This window comes from Pseudoalteromonas sp. SG43-3 (assembly GCF_014164385.1).
GTDB classification, from domain to species: domain Bacteria; phylum Pseudomonadota; class Gammaproteobacteria; order Enterobacterales; family Alteromonadaceae; genus Pseudoalteromonas; species Pseudoalteromonas distincta.
Genome location: NZ_JACJFC010000001.1, coordinates 378,348 through 393,387 on the forward strand (window position 1 = coordinate 378,348; position 15,040 = coordinate 393,387).

Annotated in this window: 7 protein-coding genes; 3 read left to right on the top strand and 4 right to left on the bottom strand. The window is 40.2% G+C overall.

The window, feature by feature from the left end:
• The first annotated feature begins 54 nt into the window (after nt 1-54).
• Nucleotides 55-762 (top strand): transglutaminase-like cysteine peptidase, encoded by a 708-nt coding sequence (locus tag H5157_RS01815; RefSeq protein WP_182723997.1) that lies wholly within the window; start codon nt 55-57, stop codon nt 760-762.
• Complete coding sequence (locus H5157_RS01820) at nt 762-2,717, top strand: LapD/MoxY N-terminal periplasmic domain-containing protein (RefSeq protein ID WP_182723998.1); 1,956 nt, start codon at nt 762-764, stop codon at nt 2,715-2,717. Before H5157_RS01815 ends, H5157_RS01820 begins: the two co-directional genes overlap by 1 nt.
• A gap of 22 nt (nt 2,718-2,739) precedes the next feature.
• On the opposite strand, the gene H5157_RS01825 is transcribed toward H5157_RS01820, so the two are convergent.
• The 4 genes from H5157_RS01825 to H5157_RS01840 form a co-directional block, all read right to left on the bottom strand.
• Complete coding sequence (locus H5157_RS01825; RefSeq protein WP_182723999.1) at nt 2,740-3,327, bottom strand: response regulator transcription factor; 588 nt, start codon at nt 3,325-3,327, stop codon at nt 2,740-2,742.
• Nucleotides 3,328-3,349: 22 nt separating this feature from the next.
• Nucleotides 3,350-4,771, bottom strand: coding sequence for an HlyD family type I secretion periplasmic adaptor subunit (locus tag H5157_RS01830; RefSeq protein WP_138488692.1), 1,422 nt, complete (start codon nt 4,769-4,771; stop codon nt 3,350-3,352).
• On the bottom strand, nt 4,768-6,906 hold the full coding sequence (locus H5157_RS01835) for a type I secretion system permease/ATPase (RefSeq protein ID WP_182696558.1): 2,139 nt from the start codon (nt 6,904-6,906) through the stop codon (nt 4,768-4,770). The genes H5157_RS01830 and H5157_RS01835 overlap by 4 nt, the downstream gene beginning before the upstream one ends.
• 108 nt (nt 6,907-7,014) lie before the next feature.
• Complete coding sequence (locus H5157_RS01840; protein WP_182693282.1) at nt 7,015-8,991, bottom strand: TolC family outer membrane protein; 1,977 nt, start codon at nt 8,989-8,991, stop codon at nt 7,015-7,017.
• Nucleotides 8,992-9,230: 239 nt separating this feature from the next.
• Between H5157_RS01840 and H5157_RS01845 the strand changes: the two genes are divergently transcribed.
• The coding region (locus tag H5157_RS01845) for a retention module-containing protein (protein WP_182724000.1) at nt 9,231-15,040 on the top strand (5,810 nt) is incomplete at its 3' end.

The following is a 15,040-nucleotide window of genomic DNA, read 5'->3' on the forward strand; positions in this document are numbered from 1 at the left end:
GTAGTGCTCAACAGATGTATTTTATTGCCACTTATATTAACAGTGGCTCTGTAAATGGCGATTAAGCCAAGTCATTTAAATCCTCAATTATTTATATGGTGCAAAGCCAATTTGCGCTACCTATTGCTGTTTTTTGTACTCTCCAGTGGTGTGCTTGCAAGTCGACTAACTATTCAATTTAGTACCTTTATAGAGCTCATGGGTCAAAAATACGGGCCTGCGCGAGCGGCGGTTGCACGCAACTGGCAAAGCATGTTGGTGCAAACTCAAAACAAGCCAGAGCAACAACAAATTCTTATTGTTAATGATTTTTTTGCGCGTAATTTACGCTACCAAACAGATATTTTGCTTTGGAAACAAAACGATTATTGGGCAACCCCTTTAGAAACATTAGGCAGAGGCCTCGGTGATTGTGAAGATTACGCAATAGCAAAATATATAAGCTTAAGAGCGTTAGGTGTGAGCGACGACAAGTTACGCCTTATTTATGTAAAAGCAAAAATTGCGGGCACTAACAAAACACAAGCGCATATGGTGTTAGGTTATTTTGCTACACCAAACGCTCAGCCACTTATTTTAGACAGTTTAATAACAAAGGTTTTACCTGCTGCAAAACGTGTAGATTTAAGCCCTGTTTTTAGCTTTAACAGCCAAGGTTTATGGGCTAATAATTCAACCAAAAGTGTAGCCAGCCCAACAGCAAGACTTTCACGCTGGCGTAAAATTTTGGAGCAGACAACCCAAGAAGGAGTTATGTGGTAATGGCATCATTTTCCTTATCTAAGTATCTTAAAAAACGAAAAATAACACTCAGGCAAGAGCTATGGATTGCATTATTAATTGTTATTTTTGTGGGCTTTATAAGTAGTGTTTTAATTAGTACTAATTCGGCTAAAAGTTATTTTTCGACCCAGCTGTACTTAAAAAATGTAGATAACGCCAGCTCACTTGCGTTGATGATCAGTCAATTAGACAAAGACCCCGTTGAGCTTGAATTATTAGTTTCAGCCACATTTGATACCGGTCACTATAAGCGAATAGAGCTACAAAACCCGAATGGTGAGGTGATTGTTAAACGCACATTTACCGATGAGCTTAAAGCGACGGCTCCACAGTGGTTTAGGGCAATGTATGGATTAAATGTTCAACCAGGAGTTGGGCAAGTAAATAATGGTTGGCAGCAATTTGGAACTTTGTTTATAGAAAGCCATAGTCAATATGCTGAGCAAGCCTTATGGGAAAGTGCGCTTAAACTATTTTTTAGTTTTTTAATTGTCGCTTTTTTTGCTTGTATAGTTAGTGCTTACTTTTTAAGTAGGATATTAAAACCGCTAGATGATGTTGTGTATCAGGCTAATGCATTTGGTGAAAAACGTTTTATTAAATCCACCGTCCCTCGTACATTTGAGTTTGCACGTTTAGTGCAATCTATGAACCAATTATCTACCCGTTTTAGTCGTATTATTAAAGAAGATAGTAAACGTTTAGAAGAGCTTAGATTTAAATCACAACATGATGAGCTAACTGGTTTAGCAAATAGAGAATACTTTGGTGCAACGCTTGAGGCCCACTTACAAAAATCGAAAGATCATGCCCATGGCGCCTTGTTTTTATTTCGGGTTGTAAACCTAGATAAAATGAGCGAACAAATTAGCCGTGTAGAAATGGTTAATTTCTTACGTCGTTTTTCGCAGGTTTTAATCGAGTTTTTAGAATCAAATGAAGCACACTTTTCAGAAAACTACATAGCCCGAATATCACATAATGACTTTACTGTACTGTTTAGTGATACTGATGATATTGAGGTATTGAGTAAAAAAGTAGTTAGGCTTCATGAATCTTTTATTGAAGAGTATAAAAATATTGAATTAGCTATACCGCATAGTTGCACTTACATACAAAAGAATGACACGCGGTTTGATGTATTAAAACGAGCCGATGAACTTTTAAAATCAGCCGATAATAAACCAGGTGTTCAAGCAAAAGTAAGTGACAATAAACAAAAAAGCGAGTTATTTGATGATGCAACAAGTTGGCAAAATGCAATAGAAAAAGCTCTAGATAACAAAGCGCTAGAAATTAACACATACCCAGTAACGAGTTTTACGGGGCAGTTGATGCAAAATCAATTAGGACTGAGCCTAGAGCTTGGCGGGCAAGTATATAGGGCAGGTTATTATTACCAATGGGCTAATCGCTTAAAGTTATTAGCGCGTTTAGATTGGGGATTAATTAAGGCGTTGGTTGCTCAGTATAGTATTGAGCCACCAAGTGAGTTGATTTCGGTTGAGTTATCTGCCCAAACATTACTTGATGATGCTGCGCTTGCTTCAATTCTTACCTATCTATCGGCATTTCCTGATTTAGCTTCTAAAATCTGCTTTGATATACGAGAAAGTATTGCCGTCAGCGAAATTAAGATATTTAAAGGCTTTTGTGAAGATGTAAGGTGTATGGGCGCTAAGGTAGCATTAAAACGTGTGGGCCCTGAATTTACTAAAATTAATAAAATTCAGGAATTTGGTCTTGAAATGATTAAGGTTGATAGCGTTTACGGACACAATATTAGTTACAGCCAAGATAACCAAACATTCCTGCGAGGAGTATGTACGTTAGCGCATTCTATTGGCATTAAAGTGGTGGCTCAAGGTGTAACAAGCCAAGATGATATAGATACGCTTATTAACTTAGGTTTTGATGGGGTTATTAAAGAGTAAGTAATAGGCATTAACTGTGCGGTTAATGCCCTTTTACAACTAACATTAATTGAATTCGGTCGCGAACTTTTAGCTTATTAAATATAGAGCTCATATGCTCTTTAATCGTACGCTCTGTAATATTTAAAGATTCTGCAGCTTGCTTATTAGTTGCACCTGTTACAACAATATCAACTACTTGGCGTTCTCTTTTGGTGAGTAAATCAAGCTCGCACGTCCTCGCATATTTAAATGGTGTATTTGATAAAGCTCCCACTAAATTAGATAGTAATTGTCCTGGTAACCATATTCCGCCAGAACAAATTGTCTCAAGTACTTGTTCAATAATTACTTTTGTGGCGAGTGCTTCTACGTATCCTCTAGCTCCTGCTTCAAGCGCACTCCTAAGTTGATTTATTTCAAGTTCGTTGGTCATAACAATAACGAGTAAACGTTGTTGCGAATATTTTTTAACGAGCTCAAGCCAGTTCGGTGTACCGGCTAAAACCCAAATAATACTTGATGCCGTTACTCTGTTTGGTTCTTTTGTGCATATTAAACAACCAGGAAACGCTGCTCGCCAGTGCTTCGATTCAAATTCAGGCTGTGTAATAAAAATACTTTGGCGCATTATTTCTCCATTTATTAAATGCTTAACGCTCTGTCATTGCTTGCGATGTAGCTCTAAGAACTGGTTTTAAAAGATACTCAAGTACGGTTTTTTTACCGGTAATAATATCCACTTGAGTGGTCATACCTGGAATAATAGTCAGCTCTTTTGAAAAGTTATTTTTGGTGGTTTTTAGTTGCACCAAATAAAAGGTATTCTCACGGTCATCTGTAATGGTATCGGCGCTAATATGTAAAACCTCTGCCTCAAGGCCTCCATATACGGCAAAGTCGTAGGCACTAAATTTTATCATCGCAGATTGCCCAGGGCGTAAAAATGCAATGTCTTTAGGCGGAATTTTTGCCTCTACTACAAGTTGATCGTCAAGCGGGACAATTTCCATAACATCGCTACCGGGCTGTAAAATACCGCCAACAGTATTAACTAATAATCGCTGTACAGTGCCTTTAACAGGAGAGCGTATTTCAGTTTGAGTTACTTTATCGGCTAAGCCAGATTCAGTTTCTTTAATTGAATCTAGTCGCAGTAGCGCTTCGGAGAGTTCATTGTTCCAGCGGTTAATCATAACGAGCTCAACTTCGGTTACCTTATTTTTAGCTTCGTTAATGGCCGAAAGACTCCTATTTATAACTGCCTTGGTTCTGTTTATCTCGCCGTTTAAATCAACTATTTGGCGCTCTAAACGAATAATATCTATATCTGAAATAGCACCCGTGCGTAACAATGGGCGAGTAACAGAGAGCTCTCTGTTTGTTAAGCGCAGCGCGCTCGTATGCTGCTCAAGTGCCGCTTTGGCTTCAATGTAATCTTGGTGTCGCTGCTCTAGTTGGCGTTTGTGAATACTTACTTGTTGCTCTAATTCTTGGCTGTTACTCAAATAAAGAGAACGTTCATGTTGCACAACTCTAGGCGCATTTTTAATAACAGACTCACTAAATACGAGCTCCTTTTTTTGAGTGAGTGCTCTGAGTCTCGCTACTTTTGCGCTTAACGACTCAACTTTGGATTGGTTTTCTCTAAAGCTAGAAATAAAGCGGGTAGGGTCTATTTTAATGAGTACATCACCCTCATTTACTATTTGCCCCTCTTTTACATTTATTTTTTCGACCATACCACCATCATAAGATTGAATAAGTTGTAATTTATTGGAGGGAATAACACGCCCCTCACCACGAGCAACTTCATCTAAATTAGCAAAACCAGACCACACAATAAGGCATATAAACGTTAAACAAATTAAATAGAGCAATAACCTAGCGCTTGCTGGCTCCTGTTGCATTTTTTCCCACTGAGCATCTACTACCCAGTCTTGGCTGTTAGGCGGAGAAATCCATCCTTTAAATAGTTTATTAAATACTGATGGCTTGCCTTGTTTTCTTGCTTCTATTGCTCTGCTAACAGATTCAAAGGAGCGCTGTTCAAGTGGTTTTTTATTGTCACTCATGAGGCTTGCTCCACTGTCTTATTATTTAACGCTGCAATTACTTTTTGTTTTGGTCCATCAGCAACTACTTTTCCGTTATCTAAAACTATAATTCGGTCAACAAGCTCAAGTAATGATGAGCGGTGAGTCACCACGATTAAGGTTTTATCTTTAGAATAACCCTTTAAATTGTTAATAATTTTACTTTCACTATTATGATCTAGCGATGAGGTTGGCTCATCTAGTAATAGTATTGGAGGGTCGTTAATTATGGCTCTTGCCATACCTACAGCTTGGCGCTGGCCACCTGATAATTGACGACCTTGCTCGCCTACTTGTAAATCAAATCCGTCTGGGTGCGAATTAATTAAATCAAATAATTGGCTTCGCTCACAGGCTTCAATAATTTGCTCGTCTTTGGCATGCCAAGCACTCATGGTGAGGTTGTCTTTCAAGGTTCCATAAAACAGGGCAACGGTTTGTGGTAGGTAGCCAATATTATGACGAAGCTCAGCTGGGTCAATTTGATGTATATCATTATTGTCCATCAAAATTGATCCTGAACAGGGTTCGTATAGTCCTAAAATAAGCTTTTCTAATGTACTTTTACCTGAGCCATTACGTCCTAAAATGGCGACTTTTTCACCGGCTTTAATTTTAAAACTAACGCCGTTGAGCGCATTATGAGATTCGTCAGAGTATTTAAAACATACATCTTTAAATTCTATATCGCCCTTTAAAATAGGGTGGCTTAACCAATGCTTACCAGGTGGACGCTCGACCTCTTTTTCCATAATCTCGTTCAGTGATTGCATTGCTATTGCGGCATGATGATATTGTGCTAAAACAGCGGCCGACTGCCCGATTGGGCCCATAGCACGAGACGATAATAGGTAGGCTGCAATTAACCCGCCTTGAGTTAGCTCACCTTCAATAACGAGGTGTACGCCTATTATCATTATTATTACGCCTACGCATTGCTGTATCCATGATGCTGTATTTGATATAGAGCTAGAAACGAGTCGGCTATGTGCGTTTACTTGTGCAATGTAAATGGTCGACTTTTCCCATACAGACTGTGTTTTACACTCTGAGTGAAAGCTCTTTACATCTTCAATATTGGTTAAGCTTTCGACTAATACAGCATTTCGCATTGAGCTTGCTTTCATTGTTTGTTCTGAAAGAGCCTCAAGTTTGCGGTGTGCGGCTATAGCGTAAGCTAATAATATAAGTGCGCCCGCGATAATAGGTAAACTTAGAGGTACGCCAATAATGGCAATAACAATTAAATACAAAACTACGAATGGTAAGTCGACTAATGCGACAAGTGTTATGGAGCTAAAAAAGTTACGTACAGCTTCAAATGATTGAATGTTGCTAGCAAAGGAGCCTGCGGACGATGGGCGGTTTTTTAGTTTCATACCTAATACCCGCTCCATTATTACAGCCGATACTTTGACATCTATTCTACTGGCAGCAAGCTCTACAAAGTAGCCTCTTACTAAGCGCAAAACAAAGTCAGCAGTGAGTGCTATTAAAATGCCAATGGCAAGTACCCATAAGGTTTCTGTTGCGTGGTTGGGCACTACGCGGTCATATACGTTCATTACAAATAAAGGCATAGCAACCGACAAAAAGCCCAAAGCAACAGCCGAAATAATTACGTCTTTATAAAGTGAGCGGCATTCTTTAATTACTCCCCAAAACCATCCATCTTTTGATAGTTTTTCAAGTACAGGTGTTCGCTCATCAAATGCAAACTCTGGTTGAGCATAAATAACTAAACCTACACTGTTAGCAGCTAACTCATCAATGCTTTGTTCGATAACTGATTCTGTAAGTTCTGGGTAAATTACACTCACCAACTGTTTATCGTAATCAATAGAATTAATAACACAGGCTTGGTTATCTTTTAAAATTAAGATGGCAGGTAGCAGTGCAGTATTAATTTTTTGTAATGGCTTATTAACTACTTTTGATTTAAAGCCGATGCGCTTTGCTGCGCGCGAAAAACCTGATGGAGTAAGATTTCCATCAGTTAGAGGAAGTCCATTTAATAGTGCTTCTCTTGAAAACTCTTTACCATGATGACGACATAAAACTGCTAGGCAGTCAACGAGGATGCCACCATGATCAAGTACATCGTTTAATTCCATACACCATCCAATGTTATGTAGAACTGCATAGGATTGTTACTAGTAAACCTAAACTCGACTTAAATATTTCATGCCGAGTTTAGGTTATTTACATAACGTTAATTGTCTTTAGGTATCAGTAATTACAGCTTCGATACGTCGATTCGCAGCATTTGCTCTTACTGATATTTCGTTTACACGTGGTTGATCGATGCCATACCCGAACGATTTAACACGTTTAGGTTCTACATCGAATTGCTTAATCAGAATTTCAGCTACGGCAAACGCACGTTTTTCTGATAGTTTACGGTTATATTTACGGTCTCCATCTAAAGAGGCATGACCTTGTATTTCAACCTGTTTAGTTGGGTTCTCTTTTAAAAAATCTGCAAGCCGACTAATTTCTTGAATATATTGAGACCTTACATCGCTTGAGTCAGCAGAAAAAGGAATACCAATTTCTATATTCGAGGTTGATGCGCTATAAATTGTGCAACCAGATAAATCTACATTTGTACTCAAAGGTGTGCTTGGGCAAGTGTCTTGCTCATTTGGTACGCCGTCACCATCATCATCGGTAAAGCTGCTTGCTGTCGTGTCGGTTTCCAGCGGTATATCTAAGTACCTTGGCATAGCCGTTACACTCATGTATGCATTATCTTGCTTAGCTTTTTTTTGAAGAAATGCCTTGCGGCTAAAAGTGGTTGCTACATCGTAACTCGGACAGATATTTTGTGCGTTATGAACAATAGGGTCGTCAGTTAGCTCTTTTAATGTAGGGTATTTATCTGACATCACGTTAAGTGCTGGCAGTAATTTCCCCATTTCTTTTAGCATAGTTAAAATAGCTGATTGACGGTCGTAAAGCGCCACTATGTATGAACGTGTTGATTGAAATGACTCGTTTTCGGCATCAAGTACGTCTAGTAGAGTTCGTTGGCCTATATCGAATTGATCCTTATATGCAATTTTAACTTTAGTTGATGATTCGCGGTGTTGATCAAGCGCCGGTAACTTTTGCTCTAATATAGTGACGTTGTAATAAGCAATTTGCAGACTCTGACGAATATCAATACAAGACTGATCGCGTTGATATTTTGCAATGTTTATATCCTGATAGGCTTGTTCTAAATTGGCATTATCAAGACCACCATTATATAAATTATAGCTAATATCGATGCCGACTCGCGCTTCTGTTCTGGTTTCATTTTGACCAAGTTCATCTCTATCTTGGCTACCGTAGCGGGCAGATAAATCTACGTTAGGATGAAACGCTGCTTTTTGTGCTTTTGCGTTCGCTTTTTGTGCTTCAATATTATACAAAGAGGCGTAAAATGAAGGGCTATTTTTGTAAGCGACGTCTAGCGCTTGATTAACTGAAATTGGTATATTTTTTTCATCAAGGTCAGCTTGCTTTATATCGTTCATAGGAAGCTCTCCTACAACCCTTAAGTAGCGAGCGCTTACATCATGTAAATTTGAGTACTCCGTTAATACGTTAGATTGTGCTAAAGATAAGCGCCCACTAATTTGTTCTAGATCGGCAGCGCGCGCTACACCAGCTCCTACACTTTGTTCTATTTGTTGATATACAGACTCGTGCTCTTGTAAATTTGCTTCTGCAAGTTGTACTAACTCTTTGAATTTTTGTACGTCGAGCAGGGCTATTGAGGCTTCAAGTGCTGTTTGTTCTGTTTGAGAAATAAGCTCAAAGTACCTAATGAGTTGAATGCGTTTAAAGCGATCAACCGTATTCGAGGTCCTAAAACCGTCGTAAAGCATTTGAGTAACACTTAACTCGGCTGTATTACGGTTATATTCTTCTTCAACACCGTAATTTCTTCTTTCATAGCCCGCGCTTGCTGATACATCAACACTTGGTAAATAACCTGAGCGGGCAGCATCTACTCCATAAATCGAAGATTTAAAAGCATGCCATGCTTCTTGTACTTCAGGATTGTTTTCAATCGCTTTACTTGAGACATAGGTAAGTGGCATTGCTGATTGTTCATTTGCATGCACATAGTTTAGTAGAGTTGCGGCTGTAATCGTTAGTCCGATTAACATAGTCTCTTGATGTTTCTTAAAAGTGTTTTTTGTAATCATTTCTTCCTCTTAGATCCTGTTAAGACCGTAAATACTCCCTTAAGTATTTAGTAAAGGAATACTATTTTTGCAAGTAATCGTTTTGGTTAGCATAAAAAAAAATTTCTACCACTTTTTTGTTGATTTTTTATTTTTGAATTTTTCTTCTAAACCTGTACTTGAGTACAGTATCTATGTGGCTTTTTTGTCCTACCTTTAACTTATTAGATTGTTATTTTAATAAGTTTGAGGGTACCAAAATGGAAGCAAATCAACTGGTAGTTATTGATATTCAAGGTTCGGCAGGTGTGGTGCTGGATGATGGGTCAATAAGAGCATTAAATGTTGGTGACATTATCACCGTGGGTGATTTAGTTGTTACTGCTATTAAATCGTCTTTACAAATTGATGTGCAAGGTGAAACCTTATCTATACCCGCAAATCAAAAGGTAAAAATAACACCAGACTTATTAGCGAAAGAAGCCAGAGATTCTAGCGAAACAACTGTTTTTGATGAAAGTTTAGATGAAGCAATTGCAAGCTTAGATTTAGGGGCAGAGCAAGACCCATCAACAGCGGCTAATTCTGATGTAACAGATTTTTTAGATGCGTTAGAAGGTGATGGGGACATTCTAGATAATTTAGAGGCAACAGCCGCTGGTGGGGGTAACGCTGCGGGTGCAGATGGAGGCAGTTCGTTTGTACAGCTAACCCGAATTTCTGAAAGTGTTGATCCTAGTAGTGTTACTTTTGATTCATCTTTTGAGCAAGGCGCTACTGAAGCTTTTAATTTAAGAGATACCTCTGACGGTATTGTGCCTGATTCAACTACTGCATCTATTTCACTTAATGAGCTAGGTATTACTAACTCATCACAACCCACAATCACCGGTACGAGCGAAAACTTAATCGGCGAAACGGTTAATGTAACGGTAACTGATGTTGATGGAAACTCTCAAGTAGTTAGTGTTGTAATTGGCCCTGATGGTACCTTTGAAATAACCCTACCAACACCAATTGCTGATGGCCCTGTAACGGTTGTTGTTGAAGCGACGGATCCTGTTGGTAATCCTATAAACGACACTATTTCAATTGAGGTTGATACAACACCTCCACTTATTGCTATTGATCCTGTTGCCGATTCTGCTTCGCAAACAGTGACAGTGACAGGGACAGTATCTGGTTTGAATACTGGGGATAATGTATCAGTCACGTTAACGGATAGTGCAGGTACGGTGCAAACAATAGTTACTCAGGTTGATGCTCAAGGAAATTGGGTAATTACTACCACCTCACCTTTATCTGAAGGGGAGTTTAACGTAAGCGCTGTTGCGATTGATGCAGCTGGAAATCAAGCTATAGACCAAGCTTTAGCGAATGTAGATTTAACTGCTCCGGTAATCACCGTAAATGTAACTGATGAAACAAATAACTCAACACCACCACTTGTTGGAACAACAAATGGTGTTCCTGAGGGCACTCAAGTAACAATTACTGTTACAGATAGTGCAGGACAAATACAAACATTAACTGCAGTTACCCAAGCCGATGGAAGCTGGAGTGTAGAAGTAGGGACTCCTTTACCTGAAGGTGATTTTACTGTTGATGCACAAGTAAGCGACAGTGTAGGAAACTTAGCATTAGCAAGTGATTCAGGAGTAATTGATTTAACGGCGCCTTCGGTACAAATTAATAATATTAACGACACTCAAGACACCACGCCAACGATTACAGGTAACGCGCAAGATGTACCTGCAGGCTCTATTATTAGTGTGGTTATTACCGATTTTGATGGTCAAACTCAAACATTATTAACCCAAACTAACGCTGATGGGGATTGGTCTATCGACGTAACTACGCCATTGGCTGAAGGGCAGTTTGTGGTTGATGCAAGTGTAAGTGATGCTGCAGGTAATCAAGCCCAAGCAAATAACCAAGGTGTTGTTGATTTAACAAACCCTGATATTACCGTTACTGCAATTGCTGATACTAACGATACTACACCAACATTTGTAGGTAGGGTGGAAGACGCTCCTGCGGGCTCTGTTATTACAGTATTAGTAACCGATATTAACGGTAACGTACAAACTTTAACTACTTTATTAAATGAAGATGGCACATGGAGTGTTGATGCTAGTGAAATCTTGCCAGGTGGTGAATTTACCGCAACTGCGTCAGTAACCGATGCTGCGGGTAATGAGGCATCTGCTCAAACAAACGGTGAAATAACGTTTGCTCCTATCTCAATTCAAATCGATGCAATTGCTAATACTAACGATACCACTCCATTTTTAAGTGGTAACACCGGTAATGTGCCTGCTGGTACAACCATTACTTTAACTATTACTGCAAGCGATGGCAGCACATTTACATTACTAGCAGTGACGCAAGAAGATGGTTCGTGGTCTGCACAAGTAACAACCCCTCTGCCTGAGGGCGACTTTACTGTAGTTGCAACGGTTATAGATGACTCGGGCAATGAGGCGCAAGCAAGTGCAGTAGGTAATGTTGATTTAACTGTAAGTATTAATTTTATTATTGATACTAACGATACAACACCAACAGTTAGCGGCTCTACCCAAGACGTAGATCCTGGTGCGGTAGTAACCGTTACATTTACAGGAAGCGATGGCGTAGCAGAAACCGTGCAAGTAGTTACTGGTGCTGACGGAAGCTGGTCAGTTGAGGCAAGTAATGAATTAGTTGAAGGCCAGTTTAGTGTGGTTGCAACTGTAGCTGATGCTGCGGGTAATACAGCTTCTGCAAGTGAAACTGGAGAAATTGATTTAACAGATCCTGCAATCACGATTAATCCTATTGAGGATACGAATGATGTAACCCCATCAGTAAGTGGCAACGTAATTGATGTACCAGCAGGAACAGAAGTTACCTTAGTAGTAACTGACAGCGAAGGCAATGAACAAACACTCACAACAATTACAAATGCCGATGGTACATATACAGCGGATATTATTGCAGATCTCAGTGAAGGAGATTTTACAGTAACAGCGAGTGTTAGTGATACTGCAGGCAATAGCAGTACGGCAACTGTTACAGGTACGGTCGATTTAACCGCACCAAGTGTAACTATTAACAATATTGCTGATACAAACGATACAACACCTACTCTTACAGGCTCTACCCAAGGATTAGCATCGGGAAGTGAAGTAACTTTAATTATTACCGATAGTCTAGGGGCTGAGCAACAGTTAGTGACTACTATAAGTGCTGATGGTACTTGGAGTATTGAGATTCCAACTGCTTTAAGCGAGGGAGATTTTACAGTAACAGCTAATGTATCTGATAATGCGGGTAACGCAGCTCAAGATTCACAATTAGGCTCAGTTGATACCACCCCTCCTTTAGTTGCAATAAATGACTTTGCTGATTCAAACGATACAACGCCTACATTTAGCGGAACAACAAGTGATGTAGCACCGGGTAGCCTTGTTAGTGTTTTAGTTACTGATGCAAATGGTGAGTCTCAAACATTGACGGCGGTTGTGTCAGAAGATGGAACTTGGCAAGTAGGTGCAACTCAAGCTGTTGCTGAAGGCGATTTTACAATTACAGCAACAGTAACAGACGCTGCGGGTAATGAAGCAAGCGATACTGTTAGTGGAACAATTGATTTATCAGCTCCAATTATAGCAATTAATACAATCCCAGATAGTGCCGATACTACTCCAACAATTTCAGGTTCTGTACAAAATGTACCAGCCGGAATAACTGTTACGTTAATCGTTACAGATGCTGGTGGTAATACACAAACAATTACAACACAAACGCTAGCTGATGGTAGCTGGACAGCCGATACTAATGAGTTAGTTGAAGGTGACTTTAGTGTTAATGCCATCGTTAGTGATGAAGCAGGTAACCAAAGTGAAGCTTCTGCACAGGGAACTATTGATAATACCGCACCAAATATTACGATTGATGCACTGGCGGATAGTAACGATACAACACCAACTATTTCAGGCACCGCAACGGGCGAACCAGAAGGCACGGTTGTTACTATTATAGTTACGGATGAAGCAGGTAACCCACAAAGCATAACCACAGAAGTACAAGCCGATGGCACATTTAGTGTTGATGTTCCAAATGAATTAAGTGAAGGTGAATTTACTGTTGAAGTATCGGTTACCGATACAGCAGGTAATGAAACTACCGCAACAACAACAGGCGAAGTTGATACTGCTGCGCCAACAGTTATTATTGACCCAGTAGGTGATACTAACGACACCACCCCAACTATTTCAGGCACCGCAACGGGGGAGCCGGAGGGCACGGTTGTTACTATTACCGTAACTGATGAAGCAGGTAACCCACAAACTATCACCACTGAAGTACAAGCCGATGGCACTTTTAGTGTTGATGTACCAAATGAATTAAGTGAAGGTGAATTTACTGTTGAGGTATCGGTTACAGATACTGCGGGCAATGAAACCACAGCAACTACGACTGGCGAGGTTGATACTTTAGCACCGGTGATCACGATAGATGCACTGGCTGATAGTAACGACACCACCCCAACTATTTCAGGCACCGCAACGGGTGAGCCAGAAGGCACAGTTGTTACTATTACCGTAACTGATGAAGCTGGTAATCCACAAACTATAACCACAGAAGTACAAGCCGATGGCACCTTTAGTGTTGATGTACCAAATGAATTAAGTGAAGGCGAATTTACTGTTGAAGTATCGGTTACCGATACAGCAGGTAATGAAACTACCGCCACAACAACGGGAGAAGTTGATACCACAGCGCCAATAGTTACTATTAATGCACTAGGCGATACGAGTGATACAACACCGACCATTTCAGGCACGGTTAGCGGGGAGCCTGCTGGTTCAACCATAACTTTAACAGTGACCGATGCTAATGGTGCAGTACAAACAATTTCAGCACAAGTAATTGCAGACGGAAGTTGGACAGTAGAAGTACCTGCGGCTTTAGCTGAAGGGACCTACTCTGTAGATGCAAGTATTAGTGATAGCGCTGGTAATGAAGGCACAGCAAGTGCTTCAGGCACAATTGATACAAGCGCATTGACTATTACCATTGATGTTATTGGCGAAACTAACAATCAAACACCTCAAATAAATGGTGATACTTTTAATGCACAAGTTGGCTCTCAAGTTGAAGTTCAGATCACTGACTCAGCGGGTGGAATAATTACTTTAACTACGGTTGTTGATGAAAACGGACTCTGGAGTGTTACTCCGCCAGCCGATTTGGCTGAAGGCACCATTTTAATTAGTGCGACAGTAACAGACATAGGTGGTGGAAGCGCAAATGCAGAGCTTGATGCTGTAATTGATATTACGCCTCCAACCATACAAGTAAATGAACTAGAAACAAGTAATGATACAACACCGGTTATTTCAGGTAACACAACTGACGTAGTTGCAGGCACAGTTATAAATTTAACGGTTACTGATTCTCAAGGGGTTGTTCGCACATTAAGCACAACAACAGATGCCGATGGTAATTGGAGTGTTGAACTTTCTCAAGAGTTGGCCTCGGGCGATTATTCTGTAGAAGCTGAAGTATCTGATGCTGCTGGAAATAGTGCTTCAGATACGGCTACAGGCAACATAGATACATCAGGGCCTAGCTTAACCGTAAACTTTGATACTGTAACTAACGACTCAACACCTACCATTTCAGGCACTAGTGATGCAGACGTTGGTACCAGCATCACGGTTGTTATTACTGATGATAACGGGGTTGAACAAACACTTACCACCACAGTAGATGCAAATGGTAACTGGGAAGTAACTCCACAAACAGATTTAAATGAAGGTGATAACACCATCGAAGTGAGTGTATCTGACGAAGCAGGAAATACGACAACAGTTACAGATACAATTACGTTAGACACACAAGCGCCAACGCTCACCATTCAAAACGTAGGCGATGTCAGCGACTTAACACCAGAGCTTCAGGGCACCAGTAATGAAATTGGTGGCACTGTTACACTCACCATCACCGACAGCGCAGGCGCTGTGCAAACCATTGAGACCCTAGTTGGCAGCGATGGCCACTGGAACATTGAGATTCCAGGTGC